Origin of the sequence: Enterobacter sp. ECC-175 (assembly GCF_043968675.1) — a bacterium.
Taxonomy (GTDB): Bacteria; Pseudomonadota; Gammaproteobacteria; order Enterobacterales; family Enterobacteriaceae; genus Enterobacter.
In genome coordinates this window covers 2,122,351-2,139,157 of sequence record NZ_CP143776.1, presented here as the reverse complement: position 1 = coordinate 2,139,157, position 16,807 = coordinate 2,122,351, and the positions used below count along the sequence as shown (strand labels likewise).

Annotated in this window: 13 protein-coding genes and 1 CRISPR repeat array; of the genes, 4 read left to right on the top strand and 9 right to left on the bottom strand. The window is 55.1% G+C overall.

Annotated elements, in window-relative coordinates; translation table 11 throughout:
- Positions 1–112: 112 nt before the first annotated feature.
- From cydD to infA, 4 genes are all read left to right on the top strand, one after another.
- Positions 113–1,879 carry a cysteine/glutathione ABC transporter permease/ATP-binding protein CydD gene (gene cydD, locus V1599_RS10080; RefSeq protein ID WP_395301485.1) on the top strand — a complete coding sequence of 589 codons (1,767 nt, stop codon included), beginning with the start codon at positions 113–115 and terminating at the stop codon, positions 1,877–1,879.
- Positions 1,879–3,600, top strand: coding sequence for a cysteine/glutathione ABC transporter ATP-binding protein/permease CydC (gene cydC / locus V1599_RS10075; protein WP_395301484.1), 1,722 nt, complete (start codon positions 1,879–1,881; stop codon positions 3,598–3,600). The genes cydD and cydC overlap by 1 nt, the downstream gene beginning before the upstream one ends.
- A gap of 46 nt (positions 3,601–3,646) precedes the next feature.
- Positions 3,647–4,351, top strand: a complete 705-nt coding sequence (gene aat / locus V1599_RS10070; RefSeq protein WP_395301483.1) for a leucyl/phenylalanyl-tRNA--protein transferase — start codon at positions 3,647–3,649, stop codon at positions 4,349–4,351.
- A gap of 284 nt (positions 4,352–4,635) precedes the next feature.
- Positions 4,636–4,854, top strand: a complete 219-nt coding sequence (gene infA / locus V1599_RS10065) for a translation initiation factor IF-1 (RefSeq protein ID WP_002211347.1) — start codon at positions 4,636–4,638, stop codon at positions 4,852–4,854.
- Positions 4,855–4,947: 93 nt separating this feature from the next.
- On the opposite strand, the gene cas6f is transcribed toward infA, so the two are convergent.
- The 9 genes from cas6f to V1599_RS10020 form a co-directional block, all read right to left on the bottom strand.
- Positions 4,948–5,502: a type I-F CRISPR-associated endoribonuclease Cas6/Csy4 gene (gene cas6f / locus V1599_RS10060; RefSeq protein WP_395301570.1), complete on the bottom strand. Its 555-nt coding sequence runs from the start codon at positions 5,500–5,502 to the stop codon at positions 4,948–4,950.
- 9 nt (positions 5,503–5,511) lie between these two features.
- The gene (gene csy3 / locus V1599_RS10055) at positions 5,512–6,513 is read right to left on the bottom strand and encodes a type I-F CRISPR-associated protein Csy3 (RefSeq protein WP_395301482.1); all 1,002 of its coding nucleotides are present in this window, start codon (positions 6,511–6,513) and stop codon (positions 5,512–5,514) included.
- A gap of 13 nt (positions 6,514–6,526) precedes the next feature.
- Entirely contained in the window at positions 6,527–7,462 is a 936-nt protein-coding gene (gene csy2, locus V1599_RS10050; protein WP_395301481.1) for a type I-F CRISPR-associated protein Csy2, read from the bottom strand.
- A complete protein-coding gene (gene csy1, locus V1599_RS10045; RefSeq protein WP_395301480.1) occupies positions 7,459–8,766 on the bottom strand; it encodes a type I-F CRISPR-associated protein Csy1 in 1,308 nt (435 codons plus the stop codon). The genes csy2 and csy1 overlap by 4 nt, the downstream gene beginning before the upstream one ends.
- A gap of 351 nt (positions 8,767–9,117) precedes the next feature.
- The gene (gene cas3f, locus V1599_RS10040) at positions 9,118–12,357 is read right to left on the bottom strand and encodes a type I-F CRISPR-associated helicase Cas3f (RefSeq protein WP_395301479.1); all 3,240 of its coding nucleotides are present in this window, start codon (positions 12,355–12,357) and stop codon (positions 9,118–9,120) included.
- A complete protein-coding gene (gene cas1f, locus V1599_RS10035) occupies positions 12,354–13,337 on the bottom strand; it encodes a type I-F CRISPR-associated endonuclease Cas1f (protein ID WP_395301478.1) in 984 nt (327 codons plus the stop codon). The genes cas3f and cas1f overlap by 4 nt, the downstream gene beginning before the upstream one ends.
- 467 nt (positions 13,338–13,804) lie before the next feature.
- Positions 13,805–14,296, bottom strand: coding sequence for an Hcp family type VI secretion system effector (locus V1599_RS10030; protein WP_395301477.1), 492 nt, complete (start codon positions 14,294–14,296; stop codon positions 13,805–13,807).
- Positions 14,297–14,780: 484 nt separating this feature from the next.
- The gene (locus V1599_RS10025) at positions 14,781–15,302 is read right to left on the bottom strand and encodes a DUF2778 domain-containing protein (RefSeq protein WP_395301476.1); all 522 of its coding nucleotides are present in this window, start codon (positions 15,300–15,302) and stop codon (positions 14,781–14,783) included.
- Positions 15,303–15,417: 115 nt separating this feature from the next.
- A CRISPR array of direct repeats spans positions 15,418–16,048; the repeat unit is 28 nt; unit sequence TTTCTAAGCTGCCTGTACGGCAGTGAAC.
- A gap of 174 nt (positions 16,049–16,222) precedes the next feature.
- Entirely contained in the window at positions 16,223–16,654 is a 432-nt protein-coding gene (locus V1599_RS10020) for a hypothetical protein (RefSeq protein WP_395301475.1), read from the bottom strand.
- Positions 16,655–16,807: the final 153 nt, after the last annotated feature.

Below are 16,807 nucleotides of genomic sequence, written 5' to 3'. Positions count from 1 at the left end.
TTTACAAGTCAGTAACAAACGTAAATAAAGGCGGCGATAAGTCGCCTTTATTGTCTCTCCGTTGTAACATTGCGCTGCCCAATTTCTAATAACGTCACCTGCAAAGTACGCAATGGAAAAGACCCGTCAACAAGAGCTAACACGCTGGCTTAAACAGCAAAGCGTTATTTCCCGCCGCTGGCTGAATATTTCCCGTATTCTGGGGCTTATCAGCGGCCTGTTGATTGTTGCCCAGGCATGGCTGCTGGCCCGCATTCTTCACCACATGATCATGGAGAACATTCCCCGCGAGGCGCTCCTGCTGCCGTTTATCGTCCTGGTGCTGGTCTTCATTTTACGCGCCTGGGTCGTTTGGCTGCGCGAGCGGGTCGGCTTTCACGCTGGGCAGCACATCCGCTACGAAATACGCCGCCAGGTGCTTGACCGCCTTCAGGAGGCTGGGCCTGCGTGGATTCAGGGAAAACCCGCCGGGAGCTGGGCGACGCTGATCCTTGAACAAATTGACGATATGCACGACTACTACGCGCGCTATCTCCCGCAGATGGCGCTGGCGGTGTGCGTGCCGCTGCTGATCGTCGTGACGATTTTTCCCGTCAACTGGGTCGCCGCGCTGATTTTGCTGGGCACCGCTCCCCTCATCCCGCTGTTTATGGCGATGGTCGGCATGGGCGCGGCGGACGCCAACCGCCGAAACTTTCTGGCGCTGAGCCGCCTGAGCGGCCACTTCCTCGATCGCCTTCGCGGGATGGAAACGCTGCGTATTTTTGGCCGGGGCGAAGCCGAGACCGAAAACATCCGCCGGGCGTCACAGGACTTCCGCCAGCGCACCATGGAAGTGCTCCGCCTGGCATTTCTGTCCTCCGGCGTGCTTGAGTTTTTCACCTCATTGTCGATCGCGCTGGTGGCGGTTTATTTCGGCTTTTCCTATCTTGGCGCGCTGGACTTCGGACACTATGGTACGGCGGTGACGCTGTCAGCCGGTTTCCTGGCGCTGATCCTGGCCCCGGAGTTTTTCCAGCCTCTTCGCGATCTCGGCACCTTCTACCATGCAAAAGCCCAGGCCGTAGGCGCAGCCGACAGCCTGAAAACCTTCATGGAGACGCCGCTGGCGCATCCTGAACGCGGTGACGTTACGCTGAATGCAAATGAAGCTGTCGCTATCGAAGCGCGTGATTTTTCGGTCCTGTCACCGGAAGGGAAAGTGCTTGCGGGTCCGCTTAACTTTACCCTCCCAGCCGGGCAGCGCGTCGTGGTGGTTGGCACCAGCGGGTCCGGTAAAAGCTCGCTGCTTAATGCCCTATCTGGCTTCATGGCCTACACCGGCTCCCTTCAGGTGAACAAAACGGAGCTGAGCGATCTCGATCCTGACGCCTGGCGCAAGCAGCTCAGCTGGGTGGGACAGAACCCTCAGCTCCCCGCTGCGACGCTTCGTGAAAACGTGCTTCTGGCACGCCCGGACGCCAGCAATGACGAGCTGAAGTCGGTGCTTGACCGCGCCTGGGTCAGCGAGTTTCTGCCGCTGCTCCCGCAGGGCGTGGATACCATCGTGGGCGATCAGTCCGCTGGCCTGTCCGTCGGTCAGGCCCAGCGCGTTGCGGTGGCTCGCGCCCTGCTCAACCCGTGCCAGCTGATGCTGCTGGATGAACCGGCTGCCAGCCTTGACGCGCACAGCGAGCAGCGCGTCATGGACGCGCTTAACGCCGCCTCGCGGCAGCAAACGACGCTGATGGTCACCCACCAGCTGGAAGGACTTGCCGACTGGGATCGGATCTGGGTGATGGAAAACGGTCAAATCGTCGAGCAAGGCGATTATGCCTCGCTTGTTGCCGCGCAGGGGCAGTTTGCCGCCCTGCTGGCGAATCGTCAGGAGGATATCTGATGCGCGCTCTGTTACCGTATCTGGCGCTTTACAAGCGCCACAAATGGATGCTTACGCTGGGGATTGTGCTCGCCATCGTTACCCTGCTGGCCAGCATCGGCCTGCTGACGCTGTCCGGCTGGTTCTTATCCGCCTCTGCCGTTGCGGGCTTCGCGGGGCTCTACAGCTTTAACTATATGCTTCCCGCAGCGGGCGTGCGCGGCACTGCGATTGCCCGCACCGCCGGACGCTACTTTGAACGCCTGGTGAGCCACGATGCCACCTTCCGCGTGCTTCAGCACCTGCGAATTTACACGTTCAGCAAGCTGCTCCCCCTCTCCCCTGCCGGACTGGCGCGCTTTCGTCAGGGCGAATTGCTCAACCGCGTGGTGGCGGATGTCGACACCCTGGACCACCTCTACCTGCGGGTGATCTCCCCGCTGATAGGCGCGTTCGTGGTCATCGTGGTGGTTACGCTGGGGCTTTGCGCGCTGGATGTTACGCTCGCGCTGACGCTGGGCGGCATTATGCTGCTTACGCTCATCGCCCTGCCGCCGCTGTTTTATCGGGCGGGGAAATCTGCCGGAGAGAACCTGACGCGCCTGCGTGGCGATTACCGGCAGCAGCTCACCTCCTGGCTTCAGGGTCAGGCCGAGCTGACCCTCTTTGGTGCCAGCAGCCGCTATCGCGCCCAAATGGAAAATACCGAGCTGAACTGGCACGAAGCCCAGCGCCGCCAGTCCGAGCTGACCGCGCTATCCCAGGCGCTGATGATGCTGATCGGCGGCATTGCCGTTGTAGCTATGCTTTGGATGGCCTCCGGCGGCGTAGGCAGTCACGCCCAGCCGGGCCCGCTTATTGCCCTCTTTGTCTTCTGCGCGCTGGCCGCCTTTGAAGCGCTGGCCCCCGTCACCGGGGCATTCCAGCATCTTGGGCAGGTTATTGCCTCCGCCCTGCGCATAACGCAGATTGCGGAGCAGGATCCGGAAGTGACCTTTTCCGCTGCGCAAACGCCTGTTCCTGAACAGGTCACGCTCACCCTCAGCGGAATAACCTTCGCCTATAGCCCGCAGGCGCAGAACGCGCTGGAAGAGATCGACCTCTCCGTAGGCGCAGGCCAGCGCGTGGCAATCCTCGGCCGTACAGGCTGCGGAAAATCAACGCTGCTTCAGCTGCTGACCCGCGCGTGGGATCCGCAGCGCGGCGAGATCCGCTTTAACGGCATCGCGCTGACCGATTTCAGCGAAGATGCGCTGCGCAAAACCGTCAGCGTCGTGCCGCAGCGCGTACATCTTTTCAGCGCCACGCTGCGCGACAACCTGCTGCTTGCCGCACCGGAAGCGACAGATGACCAGCTTTGCGGGGCGCTGAAGCAGGTCGGCCTGCATAAGCTTCTGGAAGACGACGGGTTAAACAGCTGGCTCGGCGAAGGCGGTCGTCAGCTTTCCGGCGGGGAGCTGCGCCGTCTGGCGATTGCCCGCGCGCTGCTGCACAATGCTCCGCTGATGCTGCTGGACGAGCCTACAGAAGGGCTTGATGCGACCACCGAAAGCCAAATCCTTGATTTACTGGCTAACGTGACGTCCGGAAAAACGGTGCTGATGGTAACGCACCGCCTGCGCGGCCTGGCGAATTTCGACCAAATAATTGTGATGGACAACGGGCACATTATTGAGCAAGGTAATCATTCTGAATTGATGGCAAAACAGGGTCGCTACTATCAGTTTAAACAGCGTCTGTAAGCTATATTTGAACCGATCCCAACTCGCGTAGTGGAGTTTCGCCGTCATGCGCCTGGTCCAGCTCTCTCGTCATAATATTGCGTTCCCCTCACCTGAGGGGGCGCTTCGTGAGCCCAACGGTCTGCTGGCGCTGGGCGGCGATCTCAGCCCAGCGCGGCTGTTAATGGCCTATCAGCGCGGAATTTTCCCGTGGTTTTCCCCGGGCGATCCTATTTTATGGTGGTCACCCGACCCGCGCGCGGTGCTGTGGCCAACGGCGTTTCACCTCAGCCGCAGCATGAAGCGGTTTCATGCTAAATCTCCCTATCGCGTGACCCTCAACCATGCGTTCAGCCAGGTGATCGAAGGCTGCGCCAGCGACCGCCATGAAGGCACCTGGATCACCCGTGAGATTGTTATCGCCTATGAGCGTCTGCACGAGCTTGGCTATGCGCATTCGATAGAGGTGTGGGATAAGAATAAGCTAGTGGGCGGAATGTATGGCGTTGCGCAGGGTACCTTGTTCTGCGGCGAGTCAATGTTTTCCCGCGCCGTTAACGCGTCTAAAACCGCGCTGCTGGTGTTCTGCAAAGAGTTTGCTGAACGCGGTGGTAAGCTGCTGGATTGCCAGGTCCTTAATGAGCATACCGCGTCGCTCGGCGCCGTTGAAATTTCGCGCCGCAGCTACATTGAGCATCTGGACAGCTATCGTCATGAGACGCTTGCGCACGATTTTTGGATCCCACGCACGCTCTTTATGCCCAAAGCCTAAATGTTTTCCGCACATTTTTTATGAGGGTGTTATAATTACGCCGCAGAGTAGCTTCTGCCTGTTGCCCCGCCGCCGTTTGGGACCCCCGCTTCAGATAACGTCCTGACGTTTATCCTGTCGTCTCCCCTTTACGAATGCGCTTCCTGTTCGGTTGTAGCGTGACGCTTGGGCAATGCGCTGAAACTGTTTTGCTGCGTTTTAATCGCGCAATTCTTTACTTAATTGATGAATTTCGGCATTATCTTGCCGGTTCAAAACTTGGTAGTGATACCCCAGAGGATTAGATGGCCAAAGAAGACAATATTGAAATGCAGGGTACCGTACTTGATACGTTGCCTAACACCATGTTTCGCGTAGAGCTGGAAAACGGTCACGTGGTAACTGCGCACATCTCCGGTAAAATGCGCAAAAACTATATCCGCATTTTGACGGGCGACAAAGTGACTGTTGAACTGACCCCGTACGACCTGAGCAAAGGCCGCATTGTCTTCCGTAGTCGCTAATTGTTTTCGCCTGTAAAGGCAGATGAATATTAAATAAGGCCGGGTTAATCCCGGCCTTATTTTTTTATATGATTTGCAGACATCCTGACACAGTTAAAACCAGGGGATGGTTGCCGTGGAACTTAAGCCGTAGGCGGAAAACGTCCCCGAAACGGGCGAACTACCAATCTCGCCGTGCCGGATAAACAGCCGGAACGTCTGCCCCGTGGACAGGCTGCGCAAATTGAGCCAGGGCAAATCGGTCTGCTGTTGGCTCATGCCCGGCAGCCTCTGTTGAGCCTCCTCCTCCGTCAACCAGCCTTTTTTGACCGAACGACGCAGCAATCGCTCCGGGCTGCTTTTGACCTGCACGCGGCTCACGCAGCGCCAGCGCGCTATCGCCGGAACCGGGCAGATATCCGTACAATGGCAATAGTCCGTCAGCCCTTTTCGCCACAACGTTGACTCCAGCGCCTGCAGGGCCGGTGCACTCCCGTGCAGACGAAGGCAGGTGCCCGGCTTAAGGTTATGCAGCGGAAAGCTCACGCCAATATCGCCCTTTCCCCGCGCACCCAGCGCCCGGTGAAGTTTGGCAAACAGTGCCGCCATCAGCACCTCTTCACTGAACTCCGGGTCGGGCAGGACGTGGATCTCAAGGTAGTGATCCATCATGACTCCTTATTCACTCTTCTCGCCAAACACGCCGCCGCGGATCAAAATCGCCATCACGTAATGCTGCTGGTCCACTTCTGGCTTTTGCCCCTTTGTCACCCAGTTATCAAGCAGCGTGTAGAAGTCCATTTTCTCTTTCGGCTGGCGGCATGCGATACCGCGGCTGGTGACTGAGCCGTAGGGCTCCACGGCAATCGCCCCGAGTTCGTCCACGCGGGGATGCCAGGTATCAATGGTTCTGACCGCGTTGCCGATCTTCTGCGAGTGCATTCCCGCCACGTTATCCACCTGATAAAGCAGGCGGCTCCTGGTGCTGTTGCTGTCGAGCACCAGCTCCTGCGACGGGAATACCTCCTGCCCTTTGCCCAGCAGCACGTTAGCGCTCACCTCCAGCAGGACGAAGCTTTCACCGCGCAGCCCTTTCTCAATTTCCTGCGAAAGCGCGTTTAGCGCCTTATCCTGCGCGGTGAAATCCCGCAGCGGATAGTCATGCGCGTTGAACGTCCAGGTCTCGCTCCCCTTCTTGACCGTAATCTCAATTTTTTCTGCACCAATGCGGTTACGCCACAGGAAGCGACCGTTCGCCAGGTTGGTGGCATAGCGATGCGCCAGCGCGCTAAAGCCGTGCTCGGCAATGTACCCTTCAATAACCTGCTGCAGGGCATCCTGATAGGTGCGATCGTTACAAACCGAAGGTACAGAAAGGTTGCCCAGCACGCGCAGGGTGAATCTCACCTGGAGGGTATCGGCCTCGGCCGGCAGCGCCGCCACGTCCACGCGCTGCAGGTTGGCTTTCTGGATTTCCGCATCCAGCCTGGTTGGGTCGTTAACGAGCGCATTTTTCAGCCGATTGGAAATCGTTCCGCGCACCGCCTTTTCCTGCAGCCGGATCGGCTGCCAGTCGGTTCCTTGCCAGTTCCCCGCGTACATTACCGCGTCTGAGGTTGCCAGCTTGCGTTCGAATGCCAGTACAGAAGCCGTTTTAACGGCAGTTGGAGCCTTTGCCATGTGATAGTCCTTTTTATGAATGTTGTTTTGCTGCCTGCGGCGCGTCGGCGCCCTGGCAGTAGTAGCCGGTTTCCGTGGTGCGGTAGCGCCAGAAAATATCCTCCAGCGACGAAATACGATGCAGCCCACACCACTCGCCCACGCCGTACACCGCTTCGGTAAAGGCAAATGGCGTCCGATCGTCGCGGGCGTTTGCCACCGCGCCGGGGGCGTAGAGTTCAGAAATGCGCTGGTAACCCGTCATCAGCGGAACCAGATAGCCCGGCCGCGGTTTTGGCACGCGCTGCCAGTCCGCAGGTTCGCCCTCATGGATCTCCCCCTCTTCCGGGGTTTCCGCCTGAAACTTGAGGGCGGCAAAATCAAGCCAGGCGTCCAGCAGGGTGGCCTGCGGGTTATCCTCAAGCAGGCTCTGGTGATGTTCCTCAAGCCAGGCGCTGCGATCGCGCAGGACAAAGCCCGGCGTCAGCTGCCACTTCAGGTAAGCCAGCTTTTCATCCGTCGTCGGCTTATCCATCACCGAAATATCTTTAATGTCGACAATAATCCCGCCCGCCAGGCGCAGCGTCGGGCAACGTGATTTCAGAAACTCTGCCAGCGCCTGCTGCCCGTATTCGCCGTTAATGATTTCCCCGTGGCACTCCAGCAGCAGGGAGACGGTCATATGCATCCGGCCCTCTTCGTTGAAGGAGGCTGTTTTTCCCTCGCGCGTCAGCGGGTTGCGCGTCAGGGCAAACTGATACTCGCGCCCAGAGGTATGCGCGTGGAGCTGGTGCCCGTGGCTCACCACGGCGCAGCCCTCCAGCGTCAGCCCGTGGGTTTGCGTCAGGATACGCGACAGGGCGTGGGTGAAGCCTAAAAAGTGGGTGACGGCTGGAAAGCCCCATGTGATGCCCGCAACGGCGTTGGCGTTTTCCACGCGCACGTGACGTAAGAGGATTAGCGTGCTCATTTCAGCGCCTCCCGGATCATTTTTTCCATTTCACGCAGGTTGGTGCGAAGCCTTTCGCGTGTCTCCCATTCCCGTTTTTCTACCGCTCCGACGTCGGGTAAATCTTTCCGCAAGCGGGCGTTCAGCCATATCGAAAAATCAGCGGCGACCTCTTCCAGCCAGTCGTCTTTATCCCGCTCTTTGCGAAATGCCTCGTCGGTTTTCGTTCTCCACGGATCGAGCCAGAGCTGCTGGTGTGTTTTCAGCGTCGGGCACCTGAGCGTCCAGCCCTGCCATTCTTCACGCTGCAGTTCTGATACGACAACAAACAGCAGGTCGATAAGCTCGTCGATATACTTATCGCGTGATTCACGGATGTGTCGGTTGTTGTAGTCCTTCGAGCGCGTAAGTAGCGTTATCAGCCGCTGTACCGCCGCATTTGCCCGCCGGTCAAACTGGCCTCCAGCGGTAAATACCGAGCGTAGATTTACCGGGGGTTTATCCGCACGCTTCCACTGCGGAGGCTGCGCCGAAAGCAGCCAGACCCGCCCGCCGCGCACGCTGTTCAGATAGGAGATATTCTGCGGCTTGGTCCCGCCAAAGTGCATTTCAGCGCTGTCAGGAAAGAGCACAAGAGGCTGCGGATGCCAGGTTTTCTCGCGCCGCGCTTTGCGGATGGCATTTATGTCATCGCCAAAACGAAACGCGAGCATCTTCTGGTGGTAAGCCTGCACCAGCGAGGTGGCAAAGAGAGGGCTGAGGAGATGGTAATCGTCACCCACCGGGAAATAATTCTGCTTTGCCAGCTTGTGCGAAGCGGGCTCACCGGGCGTGAGCGCGCGGGAAAAACCGGTAATCCATTCATCGAGCTGAGCCGCATCGTCCGTGAAGGCTGCAAGCGGGGTACGCTCGCCGCGTTTGAGGCAGGCGAGAAGCGAATCCCCTTCAACGCGGGTTTGCAGCAGCTTTGCCACGTCCAGCGCCGCGGCGTTCCCGACGGCATCGGGGTCTATATCGTCCAATGTCGCGCTGCTGAGATAGCCTTCTTTCTGCGTCGTTTCGCTGTACAGGCTGCTGCTTTTTGAATCCCCGTGCGTAAACTTTGCCGCATGGGTGACCAGGCTAATCTGCCCGGCTCGTCGTGCTGCATCGGTGAGCCAGGTCTGCGGCTCATAGCGAAGCTCAAGCTCCCGGCGCTCAGCTGCCAGAGCTACGCGATCCGCCGCGTCACGCTTTGCCGCGTCTTTATCAAACGCTTCCAGCTTCGTTTGCCGTCGTGCGGCAATATATTCAGCAATAAAAGTACATAAGTTCCATTGAAGCACGAATCCCTCCTGAGTAAGGATTACTTATAAGAACAGCTAAAACAATTGCTTGGAGTAAAAAAGCAGCATCAAAATACCAAAAATCATCCCTGATCTAAGTGCTAATCTGAACATAGAAACGCTTCCGTGGATTGCTAGTGCGAGCAATGTACTCTTTTTGCAACGCAAATTCCATTCCTATATAAAGCATCTAATTACCTATATAAAGCTTCTATATACATTCCTTTTTTGCTACTTTTTTTAGACCTATTGCCCTAAAATTCTCCGCGTAACTATCGCGCAGATAGTTTAGAAATATATAAAGCACCTAAATGCTTCGTCTACTGCTGTACAAGCAGCTCGCGCCCCTTTTCAAGGGGCGCGAAACACACCCAGAATCGGGTGATATCGCCACTGCTCTTCTGATTCCCTCACCGTAATCTCCCCATATCGTGTTGATACTTCTTTCAATTCCATCTGCTTCGTCTCGGCCTGCGCCAGCAATATCTCCTGATAGTCCACTTCAAACCACGGCTCCACGCCGGCGGCCAGCGTAATCTCCTGGCGTTCAAATCGCCCCGCATCTTTCAGGCCGCCGTTGGTCTGTATCAGACAAAAAGCGGGCTTGTCGTCTTCCTCTTTCATTCCCAGGTAAAACGTTTCCTGTGATGCCGATTGACGAAACGGCGTGCGCCGTTGCAGCTCGCCGCACCAGGTGAGCGGCAGTCTCCACCAGTGGGCAGCGATGGCCTCGTTCTTGTCAGTAGATTCCAGCAGCGCGGCACGCAGCCGGGTGTGTTCCTGGGCGGCAAAGGCGTTATCCGCCAGGGCATCCGTTATTCTTGGTATGGCATTAATGGCGCAGTACGCCGATGCGGGCAGCAGCGTCTGTAAATCGTGATCGGTAAACGGATGCGCCTTCGTTTCGAAACCCGGCTTGCAGTACGCAATACTCTCGCCGCGCAGCGCCTTAATGTTGCGGTTCAAAATCACCAGGTTTTCAGTCTCCGGCACTTTTTGACGGTGGCGCTGAATTCGCCCGGCGAACTGGATCAGCGAGCGCATGGAACTGGGTTCGATAATCCCCCAGTCTGCACAGAAATCGCGCCCCACCTCTAAAACGGACGTGCCAAGCACCACAAACAGATGGTGCTGGCAGGGCGATTCCAGCGCCTGTTTCACCTCGGGGAGCAGCCAGATTCTGTCGGGAGCGTGGCGCGTAAAGGCACTGTCCAGCCGGGCTTCAATATGCGAGCGCACCACCAGCGGGTGCCGCCCGTGATACACGCAGTAGTGGATGCAGGTATTTTCCGGCGCGGGCATGGCCATCAGCGCCTGCGCCACGGCCACCAGCGGGTTGATGTTTGCCAGCCGTATCAGGCCAAATGACACCGTTTTTCCGCTTACGTGCGTGCTGTGGTGAGCACGGTGAAGGTCATGCATCTGCTGATACAGCGTTTTCGCGACCGCGGAAATAACCGCCTGCGCGCCGGTGGATTCAGGTTCGACGCGGGCAAGTTTCCCCAGCCGCAGAACGGGTTGGTGAGGAAGCTTTTTCAACCGCCCGGCGACAAACCGGGCGTGCGCCTGCTGGAACACCCCACCTTCAGCCACATCCTGCGACTGCGCGCCGTATTCATCAAACCAGGCGCAGCAAATATTAACGGGTCTGTTCGGCTCGCCGCATGCCTGCTGATACGCTTCCCGCCCCGCCCGATAGGCCTCGAACAGAGCCTGCGTCAGCGCGGGCGGCAGCGTTGCGGACGAGAGCAGCACGCGCGAACCGAGCATTCCGGCCCAGTTCACCAGCCGGGACAGCGCGTGCAGGTCGTTAATATCAAAATCATCGGGCTCGTCCAGCACCAGGTCGCTGGTCATCAGGCGCAGCATCGCGGGGATCTGCCTGCCGCCGCGAATGCCTTCTGTGGCGGGCATCAGATGATCAATAGTCGTGACCAGCACCGGCGCACTCACCAGCCGGTTAAGCGCAGGCTCGGAAGAGAGCCACTGCTGTGCAATGCCATGACTCACGCTGCCTTCATACTGAACGTACTGATGGCTGGCGAAAAATGCTTCGTCGCTGGCGCTGTTGTCGTCCGGCTCTTCCTCCTTTTTCTGATCTTTAAGCTGTCGTTCATAAAGTTCACGCACGGCAGCCGAACCGGTGACCACGGCAAGCGTGTCCTCATCCAGTCTCAGACGTTCGCGCAGCGCCTGCCCGGTTTGCAGCGTCAGGGTACGCAGGCCCAGTGCGATGCTGAAGCGGCAGCCTGCGTGCTCATCCGCCAGGGCATACATGATGCGGGCGTTGGCGAAGGTTTTGCCGCAGCCGGTGGATGCCATATTGACGCCAAAAAATCCCTGCGCTGCACTGCGTTCGCGCAGCGCCGACGCCACATCCCAGGCTCTGTTCTGCCACTGAAACCGCTCGCCCTTCGCCCGCTCGCGAAAGGTGTTGTGCCGCGCAATCGCAGGCAGCGAACGCCGCAGCCAGGGCAGCGATCGCCCCAGCAGCAGGGCGTGATGCGCCACGCCTGTGTTATGTTCATCCAGCTTTTGTTTTAGCTGAGTGGTGGCGCGATCGCTATTGGCCCACAGATCAAAGACTTGTGCCTGCCACTGGACGCAGGGTGGTTGTGAAGAATAAAAGTGATCGGCCAGCATCAATGACAGACGGGCAAGGTGCGCGGTAAACAGATTGTCCAGCGTGCCATACTGGCGTAACGACGCTGCATGGCGGGCACGCCTGCCGATCTGCCTGGCTTTTTCACGCCAGACGGCGCTTTTAAAAGGCGTACCCTTGGGGAATGTCCAGACGCTTTTTAACTCGCCCGGCTTCCAGCGATGCTTTTCATTATCCTGATGATTGAGCGCGTTCCAGTGGACGTTGAGCTGACGGTCAGGCCAGCCGTCGCAGTACTGTAGGTTGGGTCTTGATAGCAGGGACTGCGGCAGCCGATGATGGGACAGGATCAGCCATGCCACGGTTCTTGCCAGCGGGGGTAATCCCTTAAGCGGGCTGCCATCTATGAGCTGCGGCTCCTTGAGCATTGCGTTCAGCATTCGCGTTTGGTCGGCGAGGGAGAGGCGTTCTAAAGAGGCAAGCCACTGCTCGTCGGTCTGCCCGGCGGCAAATCCCTGAAACAGCCGGGCGGAGATCCATTCATGCCGGTAAGGCTGGTAATTGTGCTTACTTTGCTTCTTCAAGGTTTGCTGAAAGCACTTCCCCGCTTTGCCGAAATCATGAAACAGCCCGGCGATGGCGGCCAGCAGCGCGATGCTTTCTGCACTGTGCCAGTGGTGTTCAGCCTCGTTTTTCAACACGTTGGTTGACGTGCGGTTTGTCGGCACGCGCCCCTGAGCGTTGAAGCGGCGCAGGTTCCCAACGATCCAGAGCAATTCCGTCTCACCGCTTTTTTTAATCCAGTGGCAGGCCACCGCGGTATTACGTCGCGCGTGTTTGCGCAATAATTTTCGCAGGGTATTGAGGCCATCAAGGGTTATGGGGGTTTGCCAGGCCGCATCGCCGGTGCGTTCGGCAAACTGGTCAATAATCTGGCAGCTGATTTCACGGGCGCGTTTGGTACAGCGGGAGATAATCAGGACGTTCATTCTGCCACACCCGCCAGTGAGCAAGCCGTTTCCTGAAGCGTCGCGATCATGACGTCCAGCGCATCGGCCTGCTGAAAGGCATTAATACAGCGCTGGCGAAACTGCATATTGTCTTCTCCCTGCATCGCGGCGATAAACGCCTGCGGCATGACCAGCGCATCCTTGATCAGATCGGCAAGGTCGAAGACCAGCCCGCCACGCCGGGTTTTGCCGTGCATCACCGCCAGCCCGTGCGGGATCCCCGTCACCCACGCGGCCACCGCAGCAAGCCCGTAGGCCAGATAGTTTCCCTGATCGAGAAACCGGTTAGCCATATCCACACCGCCACCGCGTTTGGCACGGCTAAAATCGCCGTAGCCAACCGCCAGGCTAACCTGTTTATAGAGAGATTTAGTGAGAAGCGCTTCTTTGAGCATCAACGCAGTATGGTCGGCGGAGTTCGACATGTTCTCCCGGGCGCATGCCAGAGACTCAAGCAGCCGGGTTTTATCCGGATGGAACGCCGCCTCGCGCTGCATTCTCGCCCCCAGCCAGTGTTTCTCTATTTGCTGAAGCCGAATCATTTGAAACTGCTTTGCCGCCTTCAGTCGTTTTTCCTCGTCGAACCAGAACGAGACCCAGTTTTGCAGATACGCCGTGGGTCGATATTCGCTTTGCGGGCATAGCCAGGAGACGTCAATATCCACTTCATTAGCCGAATACAGCGGCGTGCCGTCCGTACCGCAAAAGCCGACCATTACGCCCGCGCGCGCAAATTCCCGCATCGTCATTTGGGTGACCGAGGTCCCCATTCCCAGCATTACGGCGGTGGTATTCGCTATTGGGATGTTCCAGTAAAACGACTCTTTACCTTCCTGAGTGACATATTCCACCCGCCCGCCGTTTACCTGAATACGGCATTTTTCCAGGTAATAGATATTTGCGCGTTTAGAATGAAGGATCGTTTTCAGATCTGAAGGCGTAATGGCTGGCTGGGTCATAGAATATATCTGTTAACGTATCAATGATGATTATGGTATCGATGATGTGTATGTGGGGAATGTGATCCAATTCAAAAAAAGAGTTATTATGAGACATTAAACAAAACTTAACTGTTTAATTTCATTGCCAATTATTTTCAGCAGGCATTAATCGCAAGAATATTATTCAGAAGGGTTATATGCGTTTCAATTTAATGGAATATATATCCACATCGATAGATGATATATTCTGGTAACTTTTGTGTCATTTCCGATTACTAAGTATCTTTATTTGCAGAATTATATTACCAGAAGCGTTAACTCTTTTTTTTGGCAGGCGAGCCGTAAATAAATATACATAGGGGTACGGCAGCGAACTGTACACAAATGACACGGGCGTTACGTTTTATTTCTAAGCTGCCTGTACGGCAGTGGTTCCTCAGGATATCGGTGGGATATGTCTGCATTTAGCGCATAGGTATCAACGCTTATGCTGAGGGCCGTTCGTTCCAGGCGTCGCTGTGCATAATATTCCCATCGACGATGCGCCAGGTTATTTTTTCATACTGAAGGCTCACACTCTCAACGTGGTTGATTTTATCATTAGCCGCAAGTTTCACGTTCGGTACGGCACAGTTAATGCCAGTCACCTTCACGTTCTCCAACAACACAATGTAATAGCAAACCTCCTGACCAGCATCATTAATGTGATAAAACTTAATTTCAGCGCTCTTTAATGCCTGTCCGGTAGATGCAGCTTTATAAAAATAGGGGGTTGACCTATCTACCTCCTTTTCAATCCTCATTGATGAATGTTGTCGCGTACCAGTAATTTTACCGTCCGCACTGTCTATCGGGAGATTTAGGCCATGGCTTAACCCTATGATCTCAATACTACCTTCACGGTCCTTCACATCTACTGAGCCTTTAATGTCTGCACCGCCATCATCTTTGAGCCACATATAGGGAGGAATTGGCATACTCTATTACCTTATTTGGTTAAAAAAGTTCATTACTGACAGGTAAATAGTCTCTATTATTAACTAGATAACTATCAACCGGACGTATGTATAAAGCTCGTATAAATAATCCTGACCGATATTTTTAGATCCATAAAGGATTTTACCGAGGCGATCGGCCAAAACGTGATTGAACCACGGTTCAATCATTCAACCACAAGCCATGCGCATGTCGACGCAGGTAGCTGATATGTGTTATCTCCTTATTTTACTGAATGTCTTTAACGTTACGAAATAAATAAAAACACTGAATGAAAAAACCATCAACATATCAATATTGGTATGCGTTTCGTACATTGTTTCTGCATTCACGTCGCCATAAATCACATTGCATATTTTAGATATCATCTCATGATTGAGATAAGCTTCCGGAGGAGCTAAAAAATAACCGACGCTAAAAGTGATTGTCAGAAACCAAACCGTTTTGATCAGCCTAACAGCCCGTTTACGAACAACCATTTTTGTAGCCACCATCAATAACCTCGACCAAGCCACGTGCCATCAGGGAACGCATACAAGGAATCTGAATAAGCTCTGTGTTCATAAGTGCATTGCGAATTATGGCAAAATCAGAATTATGTGCGATCGTTATACAACCTTCTGACACCGTTCCGGGATGAAGTCTGAACAATCCACGGTAGACGTTTTCAATCCAGGTGCCATCATCTATTCCCCAATCATCCTTATACAAGGCAAACCATTCATCACGTCCAAATTCAGCCCCAAATCTGATTTTGTTCCACTGATCTTGCGCCTTAGCTTTCAATCCTGAAAAGACCCCTCCTGTGCCACGATCAACAATCCAGTATTTACCCGGGGGAATTGGACCCGCACCTTTTATTGCACCACAAGAGCCGCTGTTACGGTAGGCTCCTTGCCCAGAATGGGCCATGAACACGCCAACACCAAAGAGGTTAAAGGGCGCGTAGTCACCACCGTTAAGCATCATAGTTCCATTTAAAGCCATAATGGTCTTCCATATAGTTTTACGACTGACAGGTCCTCAGTCTTGTTTCCCAACCTTATTAGCCATAAACCTAATAAGGATTTAAGAATCTTCATATCTTTTCCTTGATTAATTTGTTATTGACTGCCTGTACGGCAGTGAACCCGGGCTTATCGCAAGCCTTATCACGGTTGCCTTTTCTAAACTGCCTGTACGGCAGTGAACGCTGGTTAACGAATACGACCCGATGGATGAGCTTTCTAAGCTGCCTGTACGGCAGTGAACATCTTTGAACAGCTCAAAGTTCAGTTCACTACCGTTTCTAAGCTGCCTGTACGGCAGTGAACGCGTTGCGAAGTGGATTCGCTGCGCTTCCAGATTTCTAAGCTGCCTGTACGACAGTGAACGCCTTCGCCTCTAGTTATGAGACGCTCATAAATTTCTAAGCTGCCTGTACGGCAGTGAACCAAAGACATGATGGAGCAGCTCTGGCTTGCTGTTTCTAAGCTGCCTGTACGGCAGTGAACGCTACGGCGAGAGCCGCTTGCGGGCTGTCGTCTTTCTAAGCTGCCTGTACGGCAGTGAACGCAATCCAAAACCTGATTTACCCGGTTCACTCTTTCTAAGCTGCCTGTACGGCAGTGAACACGACCTGCAGGCAATTTCTACAAGTGGGATGTTTCTAAGCTGCCTGTACGGCAGTGAACAAGTGGCCCAACTTTACTCGTACGAACACGTCTTTCTAAGCTGCCTGTACGGCAGTGAACTGGAAGAAAACAACAATACCCTATTGTTCTAAAAGAAAAAAATCAACTTTCTCTGTCTGAACCCTTTTTTCCAGCCATTAATTTCATTATCTATAAATCAATAACTTAGAAAGGCATACCAAAAAAGGGTTCCGCAGTTATGCGTCAGTTTACGTCCTGACGAACTATTTCACGTCAGGGAATAAGATGCACAACCGTGCTTTGGCAACGAGGCACAACCATGTCATCAGCCATTGAGTGCGTAATGTCATGCAGCAGGCCCGTCAGATGCGGGAGCATGTCGCGGTCAAAATGCGAAATCAGCAGGACGTGATTGAGCGCGCGGCAGTAATCGCACTTCGTTTCAGTATCATCCAGCAGCCACTCCTTGTGCTGCGGCTGCTCGTCTTCAAATTCCACGACGCGAAAATCGCTCATCGACTCCGCAAGCCCTTCCTTCACTGCATCCAGATAGGCACCGAGGCAGCGGCATACAGGCTGCGTTTGCGGGAGCGAATTGCAGTCCAGCAGAATTTCGACCAGCAGCTTGCAGCGTTCGACAAGGACGGGGAGATCGGGATTGAGAGAGAGTTCGCTGTAGAGATGAGAAAAATTAGTATGTTCCATGTGATTTTGACTCCGTGTGAAATTTTAAGATCCCCACCCGAACGCCAACTCAGGTGGCAGACTGAACCGGTTTGGCGTACCGACCACACGGGAAAATCGGTGCTTCAAAAGAAGCCCCGGTCCAGCCCACCATATTTGAGTCTGCGAATTATA

Bases quoted from the DNA above. Each gene is read 5' to 3' on its own strand.
- cydD (WP_395301485.1), top strand. From the start codon at position 113: ATGGAAAAGACCCGTCAACAAGAGCTAACACGCTGGCTTAAACAGCAA.
- cydC (WP_395301484.1), top strand. From the start codon at position 1,879: ATGCGCGCTCTGTTACCGTATCTGGCGCTTTACAAGCGCCACAAATGG.
- aat (WP_395301483.1), top strand. From the start codon at position 3,647: ATGCGCCTGGTCCAGCTCTCTCGTCATAATATTGCGTTCCCCTCACCT.
- infA (WP_002211347.1), top strand. From the start codon at position 4,636: ATGGCCAAAGAAGACAATATTGAAATGCAGGGTACCGTACTTGATACG.
- cas6f (WP_395301570.1), bottom strand. From the start codon at position 5,502: ATGGATCACTACCTTGAGATCCACGTCCTGCCCGACCCGGAGTTCAGT.
- csy3 (WP_395301482.1), bottom strand. From the start codon at position 6,513: ATGGCAAAGGCTCCAACTGCCGTTAAAACGGCTTCTGTACTGGCATTC.
- csy2 (WP_395301481.1), bottom strand. From the start codon at position 7,462: ATGAGCACGCTAATCCTCTTACGTCACGTGCGCGTGGAAAACGCCAAC.
- cas3f (WP_395301479.1), bottom strand. From the start codon at position 12,357: ATGAACGTCCTGATTATCTCCCGCTGTACCAAACGCGCCCGTGAAATC.
- cas1f (WP_395301478.1), bottom strand. From the start codon at position 13,337: ATGACCCAGCCAGCCATTACGCCTTCAGATCTGAAAACGATCCTTCAT.
- V1599_RS10030 (WP_395301477.1), bottom strand. From the start codon at position 14,296: ATGCCAATTCCTCCCTATATGTGGCTCAAAGATGATGGCGGTGCAGAC.
- V1599_RS10025 (WP_395301476.1), bottom strand. From the start codon at position 15,302: ATGGCTTTAAATGGAACTATGATGCTTAACGGTGGTGACTACGCGCCC.
- V1599_RS10020 (WP_395301475.1), bottom strand. From the start codon at position 16,654: ATGGAACATACTAATTTTTCTCATCTCTACAGCGAACTCTCTCTCAAT.